We start from the raw sequence: 23,288 nt of genomic DNA, 5'->3' as shown, positions 1-23,288 counted from the left end.
AGTTACGTAAAGGATTCTGCACGGTTACATGCATGATTTAGGCGAAAGCCTCACAGCGCGGATCTTCTTGCCGTTGTAGGCTCTTCCCTTCCGAGAGCCAGCGGAGGGTCCGTTCAAAGACCGTCTGTTCCCAGTCGAGGCGGGAGAAGGTGTGGTCCGCTTCATTGATAAAGTCTACCTTTGTCAGTTCCTGAAGACCGGTAGCCACTCGGCTCAACCGGTACAGGCAGCTGTTCATGCAGGTGATTTCCCGATCGCCCGTGCCGTGTAGGATCAGCAGCGGCTTTTTCACCCTTTTGATCGACTCTAAAGGACGCTGTTCTCGCAGCGATTCTAAGAAACTCCGGCTAATGGCATAGCCTTCAAAGTCAACAATCCCTGTTCCGAAGGCTTCCGCCGTCAACTCTTTACCCAAGATGCCGGTGATATCTTCCCATGGCCGGGCTACGGGCGCCCAAAGGACCAGACGATCCAAAAAGGGCAGGGTCGGAGCGGTTAACGCGGCCACAGCACCGCCTAAGCTCAGCCCTAATAAGGTGACGCGCTGCCGGTCGATGCCCCGATAACGAGAGAGCCACTCTACCGCGCAGCGAGCTTCTCGCACTTGACCCTGCAGCGTGATCCCTTCCTGTTTCCCGTCGCTGTCCCCGCAGCCGCTGAAGTCGAAACGTAATACTGCATAGCCTGCCTCGGCAAAGCGGCGGGCAGCCTTGACGAAGATGCGGTGCAAACCGATTTTCGTACCGCAAAAACCGTGGCACATCACAATGGCCGGTATATTGTCTGCGTTGGTGTTGTCTCCACTAGCTTTGATTCCGCTATCGTCTATGTTCTCTCCGGGCCAATGTAAAATGCCCCGGAGGGTTTTATGGTCCACTTGGAAGTCGACATATTGCTCCACAGTTTACCTCTCCTTTTTCCAAAGTTGCCTATGTCATCAATACCCTACGGCCTTGCGCCAGTACGTGCCATTTCCTGCTGTCCCCGTTACCGGGTCAAACAAATCATGGATGACCTGTTTAGCTCCGCGCTCTAGGCCCTGAGGCTGAAAAAAGTACTCATAATCGCGGACCTTCAACCGCTGCTCGTCCCGAGTCGAAAAGTCAGTGAGCCTCTCTAACTCCCGGATGCACTTGCTTTGCGTTCGGTGGCAGTAAATCGCCGCTCGCTTCGTCATCAAATAGTCGCCGACGGGGATGGCGGCGCTCACTTCGCTGTCTTTTCGGGCTACACAGTGCTGGACACCAAACGCGTCTACATAGGAGCAGGGCATGCCGGTGTAGTAAAGCTGTGCGCCTTGCCAAGGCTCGCCTAATTCCGGATAAGCTGATCGATCGGCGGCTAAGTGATAAGCCCGGGTGGCAAAGTGAGATATGGCAACATGATCCCTATGGCAGGTCAAGCCGTCTGGACCGAACGTGGTGACCACCTGAGGACGGGTCGTGCGAATATGTTTGACCAGCATGGGGAGAATCACGGCTTCATCTGCCTCGGCCAGTTCTTTGTCCCGAAAAGGCAGGAAGTGCAACTGATTGATCTTCAAAATTTGGGCGGCCTGCCGCAATTCAGCCTCGCGGAAGGCTCCTAATTCCTCTTGTCGGCAGAGAGGCGGTTCTCCGCATTTTCCGGCCTCGCCGCGAGTGGCGCAGATCAACGTAGTCTGGACGCCTTCATCGGCGTATTTGGCTAGAGTACCGCCGATGCAAAAGGATTCATCATCAGGATGAGCTAGAATCGCCATCAGTCGCCGCGAGTGGATCATAGGTCATTCGCCTCTCTTTCTCACAAAAAAAGCCGAGGAGATATCGCCCTTTTCAGCGAATCGTCCTCGGCCTCCAGTTTTTCCGGTCAGCCTGTATATTATAGTTTACTGTTCCAGTCGGATAATATGATATTATATTCGTAAAGCTCATTTGTCAAGGGTGGATCAAGTCGACACCTATAAGATAATTTGCCTAGGGCTTAGGCTGCGATTTTTTTCTACTGTTTTACTGTGCTCAGCTAGCGGAAAATCTTACTTTCGTCTTTGCGCAGACCTTGGCAGGACTCGCTTCTTTCAAAGTCGAACCCTATGAGAAGTCGAACCATATGTACTGATTCTACACAATTTCCAATCGCTATACAAAGGAAGGGAAGCAGATGAAACGCTTTGTCGTCCTCATGCTGTTTATCGCCGCTTTCATCTATATCGGTTCTAAGAACCACCTTTTTCCTCCAAAGGGCCTTTTCGATCTTGAAAAAACGTTCAAGTCAGCCGTCCAAGAGGGTGCTCAACTCGTGCAAAGCGCTGTGAACAATCCTGAGGAAACACAGGACAAACTGAACCAGCGGCTGACGAAGATCCTTGACGATGTGAATCAGATCAACCAGGATTTGCTCGCCCACGCCAGGGATCCCCGGCGCTTGGCCGAACAGTTTGGCGTCCGCCATTTACCCCGTCCCAAAGATCCCGACGTAGATGCCCGGACCCAGAAAACGCCCGTCGGGCTTCATATCGCCCCCGGGGACAGAGGGGTCTCCGATTCCATCTTGCAGACAGCGACTCAATTGGTCCAAAGCACAGCCATGCCTATTTTGTCGGCCAACTTGAATCACACCCCCTCGGACCAAACGGAGATCGTTCTCTATTCCCAAAAAACGACCTACGGCCAAGCGTTGCTCCAAGCCGGTATCGACCCGAACATGATCGTATCGATCGTCCAGAATACCGGTGGGATTACCATCGGCTCTGACGTCTGGATTCCCCTCTATAACCAGCAAGACCGGTCCATGTTAGGCAACGTCCTGACCCATGAACTGGTCCATGTGGTCTTCAATGAAGAGGGCATCGGCGAAAAACTGCCGACCTGGATGAACGAAGGCATCGCCTGGCAACTGGGCATGCAGGCACAGAAAAAGCTGAACCCAGCGATGGCTCGGGAGATGACGTCCCTCTTAAACAGCCAGGTCCGAACCGCGTCGAAACAAGGCCGTCTCTTGCCGCTCTCAGCCTCCCAGGAAGATATCCTCCGGGCTGACTACAATGTGGAATGGGAAGATTACATGGCCGTGGACGCTTTGGTTAAGAAATACGGAGAAGAAAAACTGCGTACCTTCCTCCGTGATGCCGTCAAAAAAGGGGTTCCCAACAGTTTTAAAGCCTGTTACGGCATGACCATGGAGCAATATGAAGCGGAATTTCTCGCATCAGCCCAATAAACATCATCGATACCCCTTGCGAACTACTGGGTATAAGGACTGGACAATTTGCGAAACCATAGGGAAGACTTTTGATTTTCTCCGGCTCGCCCGGTTGGGAGGTCTTCTATGGTCAGCAACTTGTCCTTTTTCTTTATGGCCTCTACTTTGCTTATCTCCATCTTGGCGCCGGTTGGATTGTTTCTTTACCTTCATATCCGCGAGAAGCTTTCTTTTAAGGTCCTTGCCATCGGCGCCTTGGTCTGGTTTTTATACACGCAGGTGCTCGAAAAAATGCTCCACGTCTATATGTTCACCATAAATCCCCAAACGGCAGCTTTTTTAAAAAATCCCCTCTGGTACGGCATCTACGAATCCGTGGCGGCTGGCCTCTTTGAGGAAACAGGCCGGTATCTTGCCTTTGCCTCTTGGCTAAAACCCCGGTGGGCTTGGAAAGACGGAATGGCTTACGGCATCGGTCATGGCGGGCTCGAATCCATCCTGATCGGCGCTTTTGCCAGCGTCCAGTCGATTATCCTGGGCCAGATGATCAACAGCGGAACATATTATACCCTCAGGGAGAAGCTCCCGCCGGAGACTTTTGAGCAGACCCGCTCTTTGCTGCTCGATACGCCGCCTTACCTTTTCGCCGCCGGAGGTTTAGAACGTTTAGGCGCTCTAGCGATTCAAATCGCATTGTCCCTCTTTGTGCTCTCTGGCGTCAGGAAAGGAAAGCTGATCTACCTCCCCCTCGCCGTCTTGCTTCATGCCTTTATCGACTTCCCTGTCGGCTTGTACCAAGCTCAAAAATTCAATGGTTGGTACTTGGCCGCCTATCTGTTTGTGATTTTCGTTCTTTCCGTAGCCTATATCCTTAAGACAAGAGTGTTATACGATGAGTAGGCTCCGGCAGTGCGGCGATCGTCAAACAAGGAATAGACTCTTCATAACCGAAGACAAAACAGCCATGACCCGATTTCATGCGGTCATGGCTGTTCTTTCTTCTCCTCAACACTTAGGGTAAGTAAATGATGCCCTCTTCGTACTCCGTTATCGCTTCCAGCCCCTCCGGCCGCACAACAAAGGTATCTTCCAAACCTACGGCGCCTTCCGGAAAGACGAACTTGGGCTCCATGGCGAAGACCATCCCCGCTTCCAGAGGCGTTTTCACCCCTTTGGCGATAACAGGCCACTCGTCCAGTTCGATTCCGATGCCGTGACCCACAAAGGCGACCTGGTCCGCATAGCCCATGAAATGCTCCTTCAGCCCATGCTTTTTCGCCAGGGCCACCGCCTTTTCGTAGAGTTCGCCGCCAGTGACACCGGGTCGGCCCTCGGTCTTGAGCAAGTGTTGAATCTCTATAGACACCCCATGAGCACGGACCAGGTGGTCGGGAAGTTTTCCTATGCAAAACACCCGCGTCGCATCGACCATATAGCCTTCTCGAATACCGACGTAATCGACGAAGACCGTTTCATCCCGTTCGATGATCTTTGTTCCCGAGCCCATGGACAGCAGGGGCGAAAGTCCCGTACCGCCGATGGGGCCTTCGAAAAAGGAAGGAATGGCCAAGCTTGTCCCTGATGATAGCTGTCCGTAGCCGATATCCATATTGAATCCCCGGGTACGCACATGACCGGGATGGCCTTGGGCACGGTAAAAAGCCTCCACTTGACTGGCGAGTTCAAGTTCGCTTATGCCGGCTTGTAAGCACTGGGATACATAGTCAAAAGCCCCTCGGCTTTGTTCACCGGCTAATTTCATTAGACCGATCTCATACTCCGATTTGATGGCCCGGACGGTTCGAATGAGTGAGCTGCCGTCAACAAGCCGGATTCCGGCAAAGAGCTTTTGGTAGCGAAAAAATTGGCTCGCCGGCAGCACATCCAGTTCGAATCCAAGCGTATTTAGGCTGGTATGCCCGTGAGCACTCAGCATAGCAGGAAGATCTTTGGGATTATCAAGAGGGATGATTTCGCTGAGGGCCGACTCCTCTTTGGCCCGCTCGTAACTTCTCTTGACGAAAAGCAGCGGCTTGCCCTCGGCAGGTATAAAAAGATGAGAACGCTGGATGGTTCCGGCGAAATAGAACAGATCGGCATTTTGGACGATGATCATGCCGTCTATGCCTTCTTGAGTAAGCAACTGTTGTAAACGATGGATTCTTCGATCTAGTTCACTTTTAGGGGTCAGTAGCATCGATAATTCTCCTCTGTCATATAAAGTCTTTTGTACCCGCCTAAATGATGGGAAAATTGTGCCCACAGGTTTACCAAATCGGACACTCCTGTTTGGACTATAGACATAGCACACTCGGGGTGTGGTGACGTAGCTAGCAATTTGAGCGCAGCGGCGTCATTACACCCCGATTCCCTGCAAATGTTCCATATAGGTTGACTCTTGCTGTCTAGAAATAAGCCAACAGTTCACTCGGTTGGGCGATGAGCTTTTTCGCTCCGGCGGCCAGAAGTTCTTCCGCCGGTCGGAAACCCCAGAGAACGCCGATAGCCATCATGCCGGCGCTATTGGCCGTCTGCATGTCCGTGTTCGTGTCCCCCAGGTAGAGGAATTGTTCCGGCGGAATATCAAGGGCGGCGGCAATTTCCAATGCGCCTGCCGGATCGGGCTTTTTCGGTACCGATGGTCGCTGTCCGTACACCAGTTGAAAGGCCTGTTGCGGGAAAAAGTGCCGCACCATGATCTGTGTCCATTCATCAGGCTTGTTAGACAGGATGGTGAGTGGAATGGCTCGTTCGGCAAGTTGTTGGAGAAGCTCTGGGATTCCGTCGTAGGGACGGGTCAGTTCGGCCCACCGCCGGCCATACTCCGCTTGCATGGCGGTGAAACATCGTTGCACCGTTTCCTCGTCTCGGCACTCTTCCGGCAGTACTCGCTTGACGAGCGTGAGCAATCCGTCACCGACGAAGTACCGGTAGCAGGCGACATCATGAGTCGGAAAGCCGCCCTGTGCCAACACCCTGTTCATGGAATTCGCCAAATCATCTAATGTGTCGAGCAATGTGCCGTCTAGGTCGAAGAGAACCGCTTTATAGGTCATGGTTGCACATCCTTTTCATTCAATACAAATGCAATGAAACGACTTCGGCTAACGGCAATACAGAAGGACGATGGACAAAGTAAGCGTTCAGGCCCATTTTAGAATTCTCGTCTGTCCTATAAATTCCTTTTCATGCCCTCATAAAATGGGGAGATGGTACCATATATATTACGGGGCAACATCTACGAATCCTGAACGATCCGGGGAGGTCTCCTGATGCATATTACAGCACTTCCTAACCCAATTCCCGGGGCCACACTGACCGACACCTTCGGAGCACCCCGGAAGGAAACAGTCACCCATGACGGCATCGACATTTTTGCTGTTCGGGGAACCCCCATCTACGCTACGACCGGTGGTGTCGTCGAGAAAGTCGGCGTCAACGAGATCGGCGGTAACCGAGTCGGGGTCCGCGACGATGACGGAAACTATCATTACTACGCTCATTTAAGCGCCTACGGCGATGTTTGCGTCGGCGATCGCATCGCCGCCGGTACGATCGTGGGTTATGTGGGAAACACAGGAAATGCTCGGACGACACCGCCTCACCTGCATTATGGCATTCGAAGTCCTGAAGGAGACTGGGTCAACCCCTATCCCTTTTTAGCCGCGGCAGAGTCATCCGGTACGAATAGAGTCCCTCCGAGCAGACAACCTTTTAGCGGGAAAACTTCCTTTGCAGTCGCTCTTCGCCGCGCCATCCATGCCTTCCCGGCTAACACCCCGAAAGTGGCGCCGCGCCTTTATAGCCGTAATCCGTTGGAACCTAAAATCAGCCTAACCTTCTCGCCATCCCTTCCCCCGGCTGAGGAAGCCCCAAAGAAACCTTTACCTTCCTCTCCCCTACCTGCGGCACCCCGGCTCACTTCGAATAACCCCTCTGCCGAGATCGTTGTCAACGCTTCTCCTTATGAACTCAACGGCTCTGAGCTCGTTTTAACCCTCTATCAACCAACCATCATCTCTCCTGTCATCCGGCAGAATGTGGAAAAGCGAAAAGATCCCCCTTTTCGCTTATGGTAAAAAACAAACGAAAGGTCTTAGCCTTCACCGCTTGTGGTTGAGGCTTTTTTATTTTTATACTGCTCCGTACAGGGACTACTGCAGTCCCGAAAAATATGTATAATTTAACTTAACAGAAACCTCAAGGCGGTGGTTTCATAGTGGGCCAGTCTGCGCAAAGTGAAAAGCAATATTCAGAGCTTTTAAAGATCTTGCAAGCACGGGAACAGCGGTTTCAAACCCTGCTGAACGCCATGGATGACGTCATTTTTACGTTGGACCCCGAAGGACGGCATACGGGAGTCTACGGGAGATGGTTGCAAGCGACAGGTTTGACAGACGATGTCTTTTTACATAAAACCCATCGAGAGATATTGGGTGAAGGGGATGCTCAGATTCACCAGGACGCTATCGAACGTTGCCTGTTCGGCGAGGTCACTGTCTATGAGTGGTCTGTTCTTTCCCCTGGAGGACAACAATATTATCATACTTCGCTCTCACCGATCTTTGATCTCGACGGCAAGGTCATCGAGATCATCGGCGTAGGCCGAGACATCACCCACTTAAAACAGATGGAAAAAAAACTGAGAGAAAATGAGCAGCGTTTTCGCGATGTCCTTCGCGCCTTTGACGAGTACATATGGGAAGTCGATCTACAGGGCCGCTACATCTACCTATCGGAACGAACCATTGACATCTTGGGAATCCCTCCCGACGAGATGATCGGTAAAAGTGCTAAATCCTTCATGTGTCATGACGATATTTGGGCCTATGATAAGATTATCCGGGAAGCTATTCAACAAGAACGGCCTTTTCGAGACTTGATTTTTCGCAAGCAACTACCTTCAGGACGAATAATTTGGCTGAGTGCCAACGGGGTGCCCTTTTTCGATGAGCGGAACAAATTGCTCGGCTACCGGGGTGCCACCCTCGATATTACCAAGCAAATGGAATCGGAAGCAGCCCTGCGGGACCGTGAGGAAAGCTACCGCTCGATCGTAACGGCTATGGCTGAAGGGATGGTCGTGCAGGGCCGCGACGGCCGCATCGTGAGAGCGAACCGGACAGCCGAACAGATCCTAGGTCTAACGGTTGAACAGATGGAAGGCCGCACCTCTGTCGATCCCCGCTGGAGAGCCATCCATGAAGACGGTTCTCCTTTCCCCGGAGAAGATCATCCAGCCATGGTGACATTACAAACAGGGGAGCCTTGTCATAACGTCATTATGGGGGTACATAAGCCGACAGGCGAGCTCACTTGGGTTCAGATTAACTCAGAACCGCTACGTCAACCCGATTCAGAAATCCCCTATCAAGTCGTAACGACCTTTTCCGATATCACCGAGCGCAGGCGTATCGAAGAAACATTGCTCGCCACACGGGAGCAGTTGAGCAATGTATTTGAAAACCTCGATCTTCTTTTCTGGTCTTTGGATACGACCAATCAGAAAATGCTACAATTCTCCTCGGTCAGTGAGAAGATTTACGGCGTTCCTCGGGAAGCCTTCATGGAAAATCCGGACCTATGGATGCAATTCATCCACCCCGACGAATTTGAAGAGGTCATGTCAACGGTATCGCTCGTCGAAGACGGTCAGCCCTTGGCCAATGAATATCGCATTATCCGCCACGATGGAACTGTTCGCTGGGTACGGGATCACATGATCCCCGTCCTTGACAGCGACAAAAAAGTAATTCGTCTCGACGGGCTAGTCATGGACATTACCGATAAAAAACAGGTGGAAGAAGAACTGCAAAAAGCCAAAAAGAAAGCGGAAGAATCTAGCCAGGCAAAGAGCAACTTTTTGGCCATGATGAGCCATGAGATCCGGACACCGATGAACGGCATCTTAGGCATGACAGACCTTCTCCTCGATACGGACTTGTCCAAGGAACAACAGGAGTATGCCGAAGCGGTGATGGAATCGGCCACGGTCTTGCTCAATGTGATCAACGATATTCTAGACTATTCAAAAGTGGAAGCCGAAAAGATGGAACTCCATATGGTCGATTTTTCCTTGCCTCCACTTGTCCACAGCGTCACCAAACTGTTTGCCAACCGGGCAAAAGAAAAAGGCATTGAGTTGACCACGAACATTTCGTCCCAATCCACCCCACCTCTCTGGGGCGATCCGAACCGGATACGTCAAGTGTTGTTGAATCTTGTCAACAACGCTATGAAATTTACCGACAATGGCAACGTCACTGTTGATGTTCAGGTGGAATCAGAAGATGGCGTTGAACTGTGGGTCCGCTTTGCCGTGACCGATACAGGCATCGGGATTAGCAAAGACGTACAAGAGCGCCTCTTTCATCCCTTCACCCAGGCGGACAGTTCTACATCCCGCCGGTTCGGCGGAACCGGTCTCGGATTAGCGATCTCCAAACGGCTCGTCGAATTGATGGGCGGCCGGATCGGGGTGAACAGTGTGCCTGGCAAAGGTTCTACTTTCTGGTTCACACTCCCCTTACGCATCGCAGTTCAGCCTCACGCCTTTTTTAAAGAAGAAAAGACACCCGAGATCAAGGGGTGGCGAGATAAGAAACTGGGAATCAACGATACTTATTTTCATGTGGACCTCCCCATCCTCCTTGTGGAAGATAACTTGGTCAATCAACGGCTCGCCACAGCTCTATTAGAAAGACTAGGACTGACCGTCCATGCTGTCTCCAATGGTCTGGAAGCGATTGGCGCCGTTGCTAAACAGGACTATGCTCTGATCTTTATGGATTGTCATATGCCCGAGATGGATGGTTTTGAAACGACGGCTGTCATCCGCGATTGGGAATCGGAAACGACCCGCCATGTACCCATCATCGCCATCACCGCTCTGGCCATGCAGGGGGATCGGGAAAAATGCCTCTATGCCGGCATGGATGATTATATAAGCAAACCGATCGATCCCGAAAAGCTGATCGCCTTGTTAAAACATTGGCTGCCGTTGAAGCCGGAACACAGAGCTGTCATCGACATGGCTTCACTCGCCCAAGTTCTTGGGGTAAAAGAAACCGACCTAGACGAGTTGCTTGATGATATCCTTTCCACCTACATCGACGAATCGGCTCATCTGATGGAGCATCTGAATCTTGCCGTGGCCCATCGAGAATCAACCGGCATCAAAGAGAATGCCCATGCCTTAAAATCTGCCAGCGCTGCTATCGGAGCTAAGACTTTCACCTCCCTCTGTGCACAAATGGAATCTTGCGGACGCTCCGGCGATATTGGTTGTACCGGAGAATTATTTCAAAGGCTAGAGACGGAATATGTCCAAGTCTTGGCCGCTTTGGCACAAGTAAGTGACCGTCCGAAAGGGTCACCGAAAGACGCCGTTGGCAATGATCGGCAGGCATGATATAATCATTCGTAAGAGAATGAGATAACGAACAGCAAGCTTTGTCTTTTGACTTCCCAAGGTGAAAAAGCCCTTTTCGGCGTATGTGCCCCTTAACGCTGGAAAAGGGCTTTTTGCATATAACAGGATATTAGTGAGGTGGGCGGTTATGTTCAGAGGGAAAAACCCGAATCGTGTGCAAGTCGAGCAGACCAGTCACGACCAGTGCGTACAAGCCGTAGCCAGCCAACTGAAAGTGGCAGGATATTACGTCCTGGCCGACCATATCCATTGGGAAGAAGGAGCACCGAAAGAGATCGAGCACTGTGTGCCCGACATCATGGCCACCAAAGATGATGTAACGACAGTGTACGAAATTGAAACCTGCTCCACTTTAGGCGATGTACATACGACACAACAATTGACGACTTTCTCCTCCCAATATCGAACGGTTCTTGTCGTTCCCCAAGACTGCTATAGCAAATTCCTCAACGGTTCCTTGATTAACCATGCCAAATCGGGATTGTTGCGAGAAGGTCTTCGTCATGTCTCGGTAGCCGTTTACGATCCCTCGACGGATAAATTAAATTATCAGTGACAACATCACCGAATGGCAAATCTTCAAAACAAGCAATTCTGTACGGATGACAAATACATGAACTAAGACCCTGCCGTTCATAAACGCGGCAGGGTCTTTCTTATTCGGGCAAGGTCTGATTATTGGAATTACCTCTTTATATCCATCAGATGAACGAGCGCAACTGCGCCATCGGCGCGACTGACGATATCATTGGCTCGGAAAGCGCCCTCTTGCGATGAAATGACACCCATAGCACCGGCCAATACGGCATAACCGACCTGTTCCGGCGACAGGGAGTCTGCGTCAGTATAGGGTACTTTATAGATTCCCCCGTACCGGGCCGCCACGTCGAGTCCTAAGAAACGGACAACCGTTTTAGCCATTTCCATGCGAGTGAGAGTAGAATCGGCCTTGAGATTTTTGTCCAGCCAGCCTTCGCTGACAGCCTGTCGCACAAGTGCGCCCTCGTCCGGCTGCCATCCCTCATGCCTCAACTGGTAGAGTGCCTTTACGAGGGCTACTGCTTTCAGCGGTTCATCGGGATGAAAAGAATCTTTATACTCCCGGAGCATATCGAGCCGTCCGATCATCTGGATTTCTTTTTCCGCTCGATGCCCCGTCACGTCCGTAAATACTTTGTCCCCAACAGCAGAGACAGGTTCTCCGTCATAGCTGAGGGGTTTTTTGCTGCGACCATCTATCATCTGTACGAAGCCCATCCCCGGCTTGATGTCGGGAGCGTACGTCAAGAGGACCGGAGTCTTTTCCACTTGACGAAAGGGCACATCATAGACCAATTTGAGGGGCATATACTCCAAAAAAGCGTCCACAGCCTCATCTGCCGAGATGACGCCGTCGGGAGAAGGAAAGTCCATTTGATCCCAACTGCATCGATATCCGGTGATTTCTTTGGTTACCGTATCCACCTCAACCTGGAAACCGTTTTGGGGAAAAGGAATTTGGTTGACCATTCGATTATAGAAAAAGGTCTGGTGGTTTGACAGTTTTCCATCGGGTCGGAACTCTGATAGAACAGCTAATGGATCGTACTGGGTCAACTTCAGTTTATCGGGCTGTATTTTCCGCAGAAAATCGTCGGCTATCTTACGGGCACCGTCACGATCTAACTTTCCGGGCTCACTTCCATCAAAATGGTTTCTCCTCGATATTTCAACGAGTTCCCCCGTTTTAGCGTCTACGCTGGCATTACAAAATGTGTTATTTTCCGACCAACTGAAATCCCAAATAAAGTTATTCTTGCTTCCTAAGGGGTTTTGGTGTAAAACACTTTGTATTTCACCCTTTTTGGTCGTAGGTACCCATTTTTCAACTAGGGCTAGTGCTTTTTCCCGGCTGATCATACCTTCCGATTGGATTTTTGCCGCCTGTTCTTCCGGCGTTAATGCGTTGTTTCCAGGTCCTCCTCCCGTACCGGATAGAAATGGAATCATACCGTTACTAGATGTATCTCCCTGCGGTGTATAAGGTTGTCCTGTTTTCGCATCGATCTTCCCTTCGGAAGGGTGATGCAATTGATAGACCAATTTGACCTGCGGTGTTTGGTCGCCTTTTCGCGCATAACCAGGTGTGATGAAATATTGCAGTTGGAGCATCTGGGCTTTCTTAAAAGCCGCTTCCGCCGCTTCCGGAGTACACTGAGCAGTTCCGCTGGGGATCGTATCTCTGAGCCATGTAAAGTGATAATTGGTGATACTTCCATCTTCCGCTGATACAGCTACGCCAGCTCCGTTCCAACGAACAGGGACCCCGTTGGCTTTACGAATCCACTCGAAAGAGTACTGACCGTTTCGCAAGGCATCGGCAGAATTGGTCATATTCGCCGACTCGGGTTGAAGTTCCAATTCCGCCAGGAGTCCGGGGTGCAGCCGTTGGACGAGTTCCTTAGCTTTCTCTAATGCCTGTTCCCGGCTGATCTTCGGTGTTCGAATCAGGTTGCTGTTCCGGGGGTCATCTTTCCAACGAAACATGGAGCGGATATCTCCCGTGTCGGCATCGATAGAAATTTGCATGCTGCTAAAGTGGGGACCCCCGTCTTCCAGGTCCCATTGCAATTCCCAACTTCGTTGATTTTCTTGCGTAGAAAAGCGGGATGTAAAACGGCTCAGTTCTGCTGGGATTGGAAAGGCTTCTTTTGCCTTTTTCACGGCCTGTTCCAAGGTGATTTTCGCCTGGGCCGTTTCGTTTTGATTTTGTTCCGGAGACATTCCGGCCCAAACCGCGGGGGCTGCACTGAACAGCATCAGCGCTGTCAGTCCGGCAGCAGTCCATTTCCGGCAGCTTTTTTTCACAAGTACCCTCCTAATATTACTTTTCCTATAATGACGCAGCAGATGGACAGATGGTTTTGAAAAAATGACTGGATTTTCATTTTATACCTAATAAAAGCCGATGCAAATTAATTATGCATCGGCTTTTATTTTCCTTCTTTTGTATTGGGATAAATTAATTTTGTGTTGTAGTAAGAAGAATTACCATTTTGTTACCAACTTATTCTCCTTGCGGCGGCCTGTGGTTAAAGACGACGATCCGGCTTTCCGTCATCTCCCGGACAGCATAAGCCGGGCCTTCCTTGCCAGTGCCACTGTTTTTTACCCCGCCATAGGGCATGTTATCGGCCCGGTAGGTCGAAGTGTCGTTGATGATGATACCACCGACTTTTATCTTTTTGGCGCATTCTAAGGCCACATCCATGGCGTTCGTAAAGATACCTGCTTGCAGGCCGTACTCGGAATCATTGATCTTGTCGATGGCTTCCTGAATCGTCTGATAGGGCATCAAGGTAACGACAGGCCCGAAGATCTCCTGGCACCAGACGCGCATGGTCGCTCCTACATCAGCCAGTACCGTCGGCTGAACGAGGGCCCCCTGACGATTTCCGCCGGTAAGCAATTTAGCGCCTTGCTCCACCGCCTCCTGAACCCATTGGATGATCCGCTCCGCTTCTTGTTCACAGATGACAGGCCCCACATCTGTCGTCATCTCTCTCGGATCGCCGACCACCAGCCTTTGCGTATGGGCTGTCAATTCCCGGGTGAAAGCATCAAAAATCTGCTCATGGACGAGGACGCGCTGGACAGAGATGCAGATTTGGCCCGCATTGGCAAAAGCCATGCGGGCGCACTGCCGCGCTGCCAGTTCCAGGTCAGCGTCTTTGTGCACGATGGTGCCCGAGTTCGAGCCTAGTTCCAAGGTGACTTTGCGCATGCCCGCTCGTTCCTTAAGCCGCTTGCCGACAGCGTAGGATCCGGTAAACGTGTAATAGTTGATGTCGTCGTTCGCCAGCAACGCTTCCCCAACAGTCCAGCCGGGGCCAACGACCACATTAAGCCAGCCGTCCGGGAGTCCTGCTTGCTGAGTAAGCTCACAAAGGCGTATCGCCGATAGCGGCGTTGTCGACGCCGGTTTCAATACGACAGCATTTCCGGCGGCCAAGGCTGGTCCCACTTTATGACAGACCAGGTTCAAAGGGTAGTTGAAGGGGCTGATAGCGCAAACGACGCCGACGGGCACACGGATAGTGAATGCTAAACGGTTTTCTGAACCAGGAAAGCCCTCCACCGGAACGGTCTCTCCAGTGATGCGAAGTGCTTCTTCCGCCGAGAGGCGGATCGTCTCTGCCGCCCGCCCCACTTCAGCCAGGGCGTCCTTCAGCGGCTTGCCCGCTTCCGCAGCGATCAGTTCACCCAGTTCCCGGCGGTTCTCGAAGAGCAGATCCTTCAGTTTCATCAAGATCTCATAGCGCTGTTGGGGCGTCATCGGATGAGCTAAAGCAGCTTTGGCCGCCGTAACGGCTGCGCGGACTTCTTCTTCGCCGGCTTGACTGACCCGGGCGAGCACTTCTCCGGAATATTTATCTCGAACTTCGAAATTGTCTTCTGTATGTACCCAAGCACCGTTGATGAGCAGCCCACAGGCCTGTTCTCTTTCCATATTCCTTCCTCCGCTCCATATCGTCCTTTCCCGTATAACCCCTTCCATATAGGTAAATAACGGCTCTCCTTCGATTTTCTCCTTTTTTCCGATTCCTGTCAACGGAGGTTCCTATTGCCGCAATCTACATTCATGAGCGAACATTGGACATCATGTATGTAAAAACAATTTTACGAAGTACTCTCAATGGTTTGAAATCCTCAATCGCAGGACCCGATTATATCGCTAAAGAAAAATGGTGTTGATAACCGTTTCCTTTATGACCATAACTAATCACGCTCAAGAGGAGTAATCGGTATGCCGGAACTGCCCGAAATTGAAACGGTCCGTCTGCATCTGGAAAAGCACGTTGTCGGCAAGATGATTCAGGACGTCGTCGTCAACCGGCCAAAAACCCTCAATGTTTCCATAGACGAGTTCACAGAAGCATTGAAAAACCAGTCTTTTATAAGCGCCCAGCGGAGAGGTAAAGTTATCCGGCTTCGACTGCCGACCGATCGGTCCATGTTGTTTCATTTCATGATCGACGGATATCTGCGCTTCTTCTTACCGGCCGAAGCTATCCCCGATGGGGCCAACGTGATCATCCTCTTCGATTCCGGAGAGCGGCTCTCCTTCTACCGGATGCATTTGGGCTTCATCCATCTTTTTTCGGATGAAATGGTGATGTCTCATCCCGACTATGCCGAACTGGGACCGGAACCACTCGATGCACAGTTCTCACTGGCCAAGTTCGAGCAGATGTTGAAAGGACGGCGGGGAATGATCAAACCGCTCTTGATGGATCAGAAGTTCATCGCCGGCATCGGCAACGTCTATTCTAATGAGATTCTCTTTTGCAGCCGGATCTTGCCGGTACGAAAAACGTCTACGCTCCATGAATCAGAAATTGACCGTTTATACAAGTGCCTCCTATCAACGCTCCAAACAGCCGTTCAGCAAGGCGGTGTCTCCGAGTATCCCTTCATGACCGGCGATGAATTGACAGGAGGCTATACGAATCAACTGCAGGTTTATGAACGGACCGGTCAACCTTGTCCTACTTGCGGCCGTGCCGTTGAGACGGTCAAGGTCGGAGGTCGCAACGCCTTTTTCTGTCCTGACTGCCAGCATTAATCTAGATGACTGAATCGAAGGCCTTGTTTTTCTGGTAAACACTCTATACAGGCAAGAGCAGGTTGAATTGGTAGGAATTACGCATGAATTACACCACTCTGGGGAAGTTAATCATGAACACAAATTACAACGGGCCATTCTCAATCTTTAGCAGTTTTTCTGAATCCTGAATCGGTAAAAGGAGCGCCTTGCGTTGACAAACAACTCTAAGGGTGCCAATAAAGTAAAAACCTATATCAAAGACCTTCTAACGGTCAACGAACCGACGATTCAGAAACAGTTTTCCTTAAGCCCAAATCGTCCGCCTATCCGCCGCCATTTAAATATAAACAACTATCAGAAGCCCCAAAGCGTCACTCCGATCCCTTCCGATGCTCAGGACCTCCATCGGATACTCACTCGAAAATTTCGTGCAAAGCGAAATCCTGATTTTATCCTTCGTTTGCTTTCGGTTCCCTGGGGAAAAGTTTCGATTGCTTTTTTCGAAAGTATAACCAATTCCGAACTCATGCAGGAGTCCGTCATCGGCCCTCTTCTTGAATACTCCGGTTCGATAGAAGACGTCACTCCTGAGAGTCTGTCTGACGCCCTTACGTACTGTCATGTGATCGAAACCGTATCATCCATCGAAGATGTCGTAAAAAACATCGTCAGGGGAATGACTTTCCTTCATATTGACGGCTTCGACTGGGCCATTGTCGTTGATTTGCGACAGCAGCAGAGTCGCGGCATCGACACGCCTCGAATAGAAACAGTCGTACCGGGTCCCTATGACGCTTTTGTCGAAGTCGCTCAAAAAAATCTCAGTTTGTTGCGAATGCGCTTGGCTATCCCCGGGTTCATGGCCGAGTCGCTTCCGGCAGGCCGCCGCAACCGAGGCCCTCTCTACCTTCTCTATATCGATGGACTTACCAATCCGAAACTGGTCTGGGAAATGCGGCGCCGCTTGAAATCGATCGATATCGATATGATTTACAACATCGGCATGATCGAGCAGTATATTCAAGATCGACCTGCCTCCCTATTTTCACAGATGTTGCTGACAGAGCGCCCTGACCGTACAGTCGCTTTTCTGTTGGAAGGCTCAGTAGCGGTCATGTTGGAAGGTAGTCCCCTCGTGCTGATTGCTCCAGTGAATTTCTGGTCCCAGTTGCATTCACCGGAGGACATTTACTTCCGTTGGCCTATTGGTACTCTGGCCCGGTTTGTGCGCTTAATCGGCTTGTTCATCTCCCTGTTTTTGCCTGGACTCTATGTGGCTATGGTTTCCTTTCACCCGGAGATGATCCCGACAGAACTGATGCTTTCTATTGCGTCGGCGAGGGAACGGGTTCCGTTTCCGAGCTTTGTGGCCGTTTTCTTTTTAGAGTTGGCTTTTGAGTTTATCCGGGAGGCTACATTGCGTGTTCCAAAGGTGATTGGGGCGACCATCGGTATCGTGGGAGCTATCATCATCGGACAGGCTGTGGTCGAGGCGGGAATTGTCTCCCCCGTGATGATCATCATCATGGCTGTCACCGTATTGGCTGGTTATTCGATGCCTCAATATTCGCTGACGTTCAGTCTGCGCCTAGTCCGGTTAATCAATCTGCTATTGGGAAGCACTTTTGGTTTTTACGGGGTGTTGCTTGGACTAGTTGCCCTCATTCGACATGCCATCGGCCTTCGATCACTAGGCATACCCTTTTTGACACCGGTTGCGCCCTTAGAAAAGCGCTTTTTGACTCCCTTTTTCCGTCGCCCTCCCTACAAGGAAGAAAAGCGTCCCGACTATACTCGCCCCCTAGACACGTTTAGAGCAAAAAAAGTGACTCGCCCATGGGATGCATCGGTGCCGTTGGAGTTGGTTTTTCTCAATGAATCAAAAAAATAGCACAAAACGCCAGGGTTATGTCGGTTGGATCGAAGCGTCCATTTGTATCGGTAGCTTCGTTCATGTAAAGATGTTTTTAGCTAATCCAAGGGAACTCTGTCAAATGGCCGGTACTGCAGCCTGGATGGTTCCATTGATCGGAGTGATTGGCGCAATCGTTATTTTTTTCATTCTTAATCACCTTACCGCTACTTTTTCCCGTGCTTCCCTCTTAAGTATTGCTGGTTTATTTTGGGGTCCTACGATTCAGTTCTTATTAGGGATTCTTTTCTCCAGTTTATTTATCTTAATCAGTGGGTATGAACTGCGTATCTTCGCCGAATTTGTGCTCACTACGCTCTTACCACAAACACCCATATCGATAGTTGTCATCTCGATGGTTGTACTAAACATCTATCTTGCCATCGGTGGTTTTGAGAGCTTATCCCGCACGATTATGATTATCGCCCCGATTGGATTGACGGTACTTACGCTCGCCTTAACTTTCGGGGGAACTATGGGTACCGTCTATAATTTAAGTCCTTGGTTGGGATATGGATTTTGGGATACTTTGAGTGCGGGACTGCTATACACAAGCTTATATGAAGAAATCATTCTATTAGGTTTTATCGCACCGTTGTTTCGGGAACAAAAAGACTTTCGACGCAGCGGTTTAGCTACACTCGTTCTTTCCGCCGTTCTTTTTGTATTTGCACAGGTTGTCTATGAAATGTGTTTTCAGATCCAATCTGCCCAACAGATGGGATTCCCTCTCTTTCAGGTGACTCGCCTCATTCGGTTTGAAACGTTTCTCCAACGGCTCGATCCTATGTTTGTCTTTGTCTGGGCTAGTGTTTCATCGGTTGGTCTCGCCGTCGGATTGTACGGAGCAGCCCTTACGCTGACCCAAGGGATTCGAGCTACCGATTTTCGACCGTATCTAATTCCACTGGCTGTACTTTCCATTTGCGTATCCTTTATTCCCCCTAGAAGTCTCGATGCGGTAAACACGTATTCCTTCATACCCTGGTTGTTGCAAATCCCTTTTTACGGACTACCAGTGATTTTGTTGCTATGGAGCAAGCTATTCTATCGTCCTCAGGAGAACCGTCCATGAGATCCTGGCTTAAATGGATCTGTGTATGTATCGTTTTTGCCACACTCGCTTTACAGACAGGCTGCTGGGACCGCAACGAGCTGGAAAACTTAGCTTTTGTTTTGACGATGGGTGTCGATCGAAGTATTGACAATAAAATCGACGTCGTCATGCGGATTGCCGTCCCCGGAAATATTGGTGGGCCTACCGGAAAAACCGGTGGGGAGTCGATCACGCAAACGACAAAACCGATCACCATTACGGCACGTACCATTCCCGAAGCGGTCAGCCTAGCCGAAGCGACGGTGGAGAGAAGAGTCGATTTTCGTCACCTTCGCGTGTTAATCTTCGGTGAAGAAATCGCTAAAGAAGGCGTCCTTCCCTATCTTGATGTTTTGGAACGATTTCCGCAGTTTCGCCGTAGCGTCTACATCTGGGTTGCCAAAGAGGGGCCGGCTCGCAATATCTTTCTAACGGCTGAACCGGTACTCGAAAAAAGCGTATCTCGCTATGTGGACGATGTGGCTCGAGGAGTGGTTCGCTACGGCTATACCCGAATGCCTACCTTACACGATTTTCTAAATGAGGTCGATAACCACCAGTTAAATGCAGTTCTCCCTTTGGTTGGGGTCAATCCCATCGTCAGTTCTGAGAAAAAAGACGGCTCCGTAAGACCACTGCCAACCGATAAGTATCATCAAGAGATCGAGGGAAACGTCGAACCTGGAGGAAAAACACTTCGCTCTCTACCTCGTTCCGGCGGCAATCCTTCCGAGTTTCTCGGCATTGCGGTCATGCAAGAGGGTAGGTTGATCGATAAGTGGTCTGCTTGGGACGCTCGCATCTACGGTTTGCTTAGAGACAGCTATCGGGGAGGAATTTGGGTCTTCGATACCCCGAACGGAAAGGGTCCGTTCAGTGTGATTATTCGAAGGGCCCAACAGCCGAAAATCGACGTTACCTGGGAAGGGGATAAACCCTTTATCGATATCCATTTGTTTCTAGAAGGGCAGCTTTTATCCGTTTTAGCGTTAGAACCTTATGTATCTACAGATAGGATCACATTGCTAGAATCTCAAGTGGTCGATTCAATCACGGCGGAAACGAGTCAACTCATCGAGCGTGCTCAAAAAGAGAAGATTGACCCTTTTTATCTCGCCCGTTCGATTCAAATGCGATCACTTACGATGCAGGAATTCGATAGTCTTGATTGGAAAAACCGTTTTTCCGGCGCGAGTGTTACCGTTCATGTAGATTTTAAAATTCGTCGCCCGGGATTGCGCATTCAACCACGGTCCGAAGAATCGAGATGAAGAAATCATGACGACAGTACTCGCAGCGATCATTCTTTTGGGGATTTCCACCTATACCTTTAATTACGGTAGACAATTGTGGCATGACGGTCATAAGCCGGCGGCCGTTTTTACTTATCTGCTCGCTCTTGCCGTGCTTATTTTCCCGGCTCTCTTGGCGATGTACAAAACGTAAAGGCTGACCCCGTTGTTAGAACTGGGGGTCAGCCTCATCCGTAAGCTTACATGATAAAGTTATGCATTCCCACACCGAGCGACTCTACAAGCTGTCCCATACTTTGGATTTGCCGTTCTTGACAGATGGCAGAAACGATGCCGGCAGCAGCGGCGGCATCTTCCAAGGCGTCATGGTGCTGCAGCGAAATTCCTAAGTGTTCGGCCACCACGTTCAACTTATGGCTTTGCAGTTTCGGCCATGTTTTTCGAGCCATCGCCAAGGTACATAAGTAGGGGAAGCCGTTGCAAGTGATTTGATATGTATTCATGACCGCCTTTAATACGCCGATATCGAAAGTGGCGTTGTGGGCTACAACGGGGCGTCCATCGAGATAGGCACTGATCTCCGGCCAAAGCTGACCAAAGGTAGGCTTGTCTCTCACCTGTTCGACACGAATACCATGAATCTCGGTAAAGCGAGGATGTATGTACAAGCGAGGCGGGCGAATCAACCAGACCCGTTTTTCGATGACCCTGTGCTGTGAAACGACGACTATCCCCAGGGCACAGGCGCTGTCCCGATTATAGTTGGCTGTTTCAAAGTCGATCGCGATAAATTCCATCTTACCACCTCAAGTATTTCCGCTGTCGCTCCCCCGTGATTATCAGGTTTATTGCGGAATTCAACAGTCGATAATGCTATAGCTCAATAATAATTTAACTACTCCTCACTTTATCACGGGTAGTCCGCAAGGACAATGCTCCATTTTTAGGCGACCTGATAAAGAAAAAATCGCCCTGCTTCTTTTCCCGTAACAGAAAGAACGCAGGGCGACTAGACATTATCTTATCATTATTTATGTTTCTATGTCGATTTTATCTTTACCACATCATTAATGCATTCTATCTGCTTCTATCCCCGAGCAGGACTTCCCGTACGATGTTGTAGTTTTCATCTCGCGATTCTATGAAACCTTGAATGGCGTTTTTCCCTAGGGCTGCTTTCCCCTCGCGAGTCTGAGCTAACTCCAACAAGCCTTGCTTTAACTTCGTGACGATCTCTCCATCCAGTTGGGGGCGGGCAGCGATGCAGTCTTTCGGAATCGGCTCTGTCTCAGCCAGGTAGAGGAGTTTCTCTACGTTCAAGCCGCGATGTTTAGCGTCATCGATAGCTTCGGAATAGGTGGCGCCGGCAGCGACCTCTCCCGATAGAACGGCATCGATGACACGGCTGTGAGTGCCTAAGAAAATCGTCTCACCTAAGTCTCGATCAGGATCCAGTCCGGCTTTGCTCAATAACCGCCGCGGATACGCATAGCCTGATGCCGATTTAGGATCGACGTAAGCCAATCGCTTTCCTCGCAAATCTGTAAGCTTGCCGATGCTGCTGCCTCGATTTGTGACGATATATCCCTTATAGGTGGCATGACCGTTGACGATCGGAGTGGCAAGGGGTATCGTTTTCCCGCTCACTGATGCGTTCACATAGGCCAAGGGAGAGAACCAACCCACATCGACGATATTCCCATGGAGCGAATCGGCCAAAGCGTTATAATCAGAGGCGATCAGTATCCGCCCTTGATAGCCTAAATTCTCGCAGAGGGCGTTGATGACAGGAAGATACATCTGCCTGATCGTATCCGGACTTAAGGCTGGGTTGATGCCGAAGATCAGCTCGTTATCCTGCTTGAACCGGACAGCCTGCTTCTGTAAGGTGTGAACATGCCCATACATCTGCCTGGACAAGTTTCTCAGGTACTGCTGGTGCTTCTCCTGGTCTCGCACTCGCTCAGTAATATCATGCATCCCTTCGCTCAACGAGGTGAAGATGATCGCCATCTGTTCCGTCGTCTCGGCATGCTGGGAAGTAGCTTCTGACAGTTCACGATTGAATTCGGTGATCTCCTCAAAGGTATGTACCGTTGAAGATAGCACTTCTTTCCCGGCCCGTACATCTTTGACAATGCTGTTCAGTTGTTTGGAACTAAACTCCGCTCCCGATGCCACTGCGTGAATGTCTTTTTTGATCAGTTCCGCCGTCACCTGGATTCCCTGGGCAGATTGGGCGCTCTTTTCCGCCAGTTTGCGGATCTCTTCGGCGACGACAGCAAAACCTCTTCCAGCAGCGCCGGCACGGGCCGCTTCGATGGATGCGTTTAAGGCGAGAAGGTTTGTCTTCCGGGCGATATCTCGCGATTCTTTGACAAAACGAGTGATCGATTCAGAGAGTTCTCGCAGTTTCACCGCAGCATTGGCATACTCCATGACATCGTCAGCGATTTGCAGCAAAAGCGATTCAGCCTCGCTGACTTGTTTCTCTCCCGCTTGAACCTGGGGCAATCGTGCGCCGCACAGAGTTGCCACTTGCTGAGCTCTCTCTTCGAGCAGTCGAGCTACACCGGTGAGTTCTTCCAAACGGGCAGAACCATCCATCAATTCGTCGCTGTTTTTTTCAATCGTCTTAACGAGGCTCTTGGCCACCTCGGAAGTTTCTCCAACTGTCCAGTTCACCTGGTGGGCATCAATGCCAAGCTTTTCTGATAAGGGAAGAATATCGTACTCTTCATTGGCTAGGGTCGTACGTTCTCGCTTCATGTCCTTTTGCATCTTGTCACCTACTGTTTGAGATTGCAATTTCTTTCCCGCTTATTAAG

At 50.5% G+C, this 23,288-nt stretch carries 18 protein-coding genes; 10 read left to right on the top strand and 8 right to left on the bottom strand.

Going from position 1 to position 23,288, the window contains the following annotated elements; genetic code table 11:
- Positions 1–37 precede the first annotated feature (37 nt).
- The gene (locus tag H1S01_RS14635; protein ID WP_188041171.1) at positions 38–901 is read right to left on the bottom strand and encodes an alpha/beta fold hydrolase; all 864 of its coding nucleotides are present in this window, start codon (positions 899–901) and stop codon (positions 38–40) included.
- A gap of 36 nt (positions 902–937) precedes the next feature.
- Positions 938–1,762, bottom strand: coding sequence for a PIG-L deacetylase family protein (locus H1S01_RS14630; RefSeq protein WP_188041170.1), 825 nt, complete (start codon positions 1,760–1,762; stop codon positions 938–940).
- Between the two features lie 377 nt (positions 1,763–2,139).
- Between H1S01_RS14630 and H1S01_RS14625 the strand changes: the two genes are divergently transcribed.
- Together H1S01_RS14625 and H1S01_RS14620 are read left to right on the top strand one after the other, a co-directional pair.
- Positions 2,140–3,198 carry a gluzincin family metallopeptidase gene (locus tag H1S01_RS14625; protein ID WP_188041169.1) on the top strand — a complete coding sequence of 353 codons (1,059 nt, stop codon included), beginning with the start codon at positions 2,140–2,142 and terminating at the stop codon, positions 3,196–3,198.
- A 108-nt stretch (positions 3,199–3,306) separates the two neighbouring features.
- A complete protein-coding gene (locus H1S01_RS14620) occupies positions 3,307–4,080 on the top strand; it encodes a YhfC family intramembrane metalloprotease (protein ID WP_188041168.1) in 774 nt (257 codons plus the stop codon).
- A 112-nt stretch (positions 4,081–4,192) separates the two neighbouring features.
- On the opposite strand, the gene H1S01_RS14615 is transcribed toward H1S01_RS14620, so the two are convergent.
- Together H1S01_RS14615 and H1S01_RS14610 are read right to left on the bottom strand one after the other, a co-directional pair.
- Entirely contained in the window at positions 4,193–5,377 is a 1,185-nt protein-coding gene (locus tag H1S01_RS14615; RefSeq protein WP_188041167.1) for a M24 family metallopeptidase, read from the bottom strand.
- Positions 5,378–5,585: 208 nt separating this feature from the next.
- The gene (locus H1S01_RS14610) at positions 5,586–6,236 is read right to left on the bottom strand and encodes an HAD family hydrolase (protein WP_188041166.1); all 651 of its coding nucleotides are present in this window, start codon (positions 6,234–6,236) and stop codon (positions 5,586–5,588) included.
- 216 nt (positions 6,237–6,452) lie between these two features.
- Here H1S01_RS14610 and H1S01_RS14605 point away from each other — a divergent pair, with 216 nt between their 5' ends.
- The 3 genes from H1S01_RS14605 (at position 6,453) to H1S01_RS14595 (ending at position 11,168) form a co-directional block, all read left to right on the top strand.
- Positions 6,453–7,259 carry a M23 family metallopeptidase gene (locus H1S01_RS14605; protein WP_188041165.1) on the top strand — a complete coding sequence of 269 codons (807 nt, stop codon included), beginning with the start codon at positions 6,453–6,455 and terminating at the stop codon, positions 7,257–7,259.
- 140 nt (positions 7,260–7,399) lie between these two features.
- A complete protein-coding gene (locus H1S01_RS14600; protein WP_188041164.1) occupies positions 7,400–10,591 on the top strand; it encodes a PAS domain S-box protein in 3,192 nt (1,063 codons plus the stop codon).
- 148 nt (positions 10,592–10,739) lie between these two features.
- Positions 10,740–11,168, top strand: coding sequence for a hypothetical protein (locus H1S01_RS14595; RefSeq protein WP_188041163.1), 429 nt, complete (start codon positions 10,740–10,742; stop codon positions 11,166–11,168).
- 128 nt (positions 11,169–11,296) lie between these two features.
- Here the strand turns inward: H1S01_RS14595 and H1S01_RS14590 are convergent, their stop codons facing one another.
- Together H1S01_RS14590 and H1S01_RS14585 are read right to left on the bottom strand one after the other, a co-directional pair.
- Positions 11,297–13,459 (bottom strand): YcdB/YcdC domain-containing protein, encoded by a 2,163-nt coding sequence (locus tag H1S01_RS14590; RefSeq protein ID WP_188041162.1) that lies wholly within the window; start codon positions 13,457–13,459, stop codon positions 11,297–11,299.
- A gap of 199 nt (positions 13,460–13,658) precedes the next feature.
- A complete protein-coding gene (locus H1S01_RS14585; protein ID WP_188041161.1) occupies positions 13,659–15,101 on the bottom strand; it encodes an aldehyde dehydrogenase family protein in 1,443 nt (480 codons plus the stop codon).
- 297 nt (positions 15,102–15,398) lie between these two features.
- On the opposite strand from H1S01_RS14585, the gene mutM reads away from it, so the two are divergent.
- From mutM to H1S01_RS14560, 5 genes are all read left to right on the top strand, one after another.
- Positions 15,399–16,217: a bifunctional DNA-formamidopyrimidine glycosylase/DNA-(apurinic or apyrimidinic site) lyase gene (gene mutM / locus H1S01_RS14580; protein WP_188041160.1), complete on the top strand. Its 819-nt coding sequence runs from the start codon at positions 15,399–15,401 to the stop codon at positions 16,215–16,217.
- 193 nt (positions 16,218–16,410) lie between these two features.
- Complete coding sequence (locus H1S01_RS14575; RefSeq protein ID WP_188041159.1) at positions 16,411–18,090, top strand: spore germination protein; 1,680 nt, start codon at positions 16,411–16,413, stop codon at positions 18,088–18,090.
- The gene (locus H1S01_RS14570; RefSeq protein ID WP_188041158.1) at positions 18,074–19,186 is read left to right on the top strand and encodes a GerAB/ArcD/ProY family transporter; all 1,113 of its coding nucleotides are present in this window, start codon (positions 18,074–18,076) and stop codon (positions 19,184–19,186) included. Before H1S01_RS14575 ends, H1S01_RS14570 begins: the two co-directional genes overlap by 17 nt.
- Positions 19,183–20,478 carry a Ger(x)C family spore germination protein gene (locus tag H1S01_RS14565; RefSeq protein ID WP_188041157.1) on the top strand — a complete coding sequence of 432 codons (1,296 nt, stop codon included), beginning with the start codon at positions 19,183–19,185 and terminating at the stop codon, positions 20,476–20,478. Before H1S01_RS14570 ends, H1S01_RS14565 begins: the two co-directional genes overlap by 4 nt.
- Before the next feature lie 7 nt (positions 20,479–20,485).
- Positions 20,486–20,653 (top strand): hypothetical protein, encoded by a 168-nt coding sequence (locus H1S01_RS14560; protein ID WP_188041156.1) that lies wholly within the window; start codon positions 20,486–20,488, stop codon positions 20,651–20,653.
- 46 nt (positions 20,654–20,699) lie between these two features.
- On the opposite strand, the gene H1S01_RS14555 is transcribed toward H1S01_RS14560, so the two are convergent.
- Together H1S01_RS14555 and phnD are read right to left on the bottom strand one after the other, a co-directional pair.
- Positions 20,700–21,257 (bottom strand): 3'-5' exonuclease, encoded by a 558-nt coding sequence (locus H1S01_RS14555; protein WP_188041155.1) that lies wholly within the window; start codon positions 21,255–21,257, stop codon positions 20,700–20,702.
- A 280-nt stretch (positions 21,258–21,537) separates the two neighbouring features.
- On the bottom strand, positions 21,538–23,229 hold the full coding sequence (phnD, locus tag H1S01_RS14550) for a phosphate/phosphite/phosphonate ABC transporter substrate-binding protein (RefSeq protein ID WP_188041154.1): 1,692 nt from the start codon (positions 23,227–23,229) through the stop codon (positions 21,538–21,540).
- Positions 23,230–23,288 lie beyond the last annotated feature (59 nt).

The organism is Heliobacterium chlorum (assembly GCF_014502795.1).
Taxonomy (GTDB): Bacteria; Bacillota; Desulfitobacteriia; order Heliobacteriales; family Heliobacteriaceae; genus Heliobacterium; species Heliobacterium chlorum.
The sequence above is the reverse complement of the archived record's forward strand: the minus strand, read 5'-3'. Positions and strand labels throughout refer to the sequence as shown.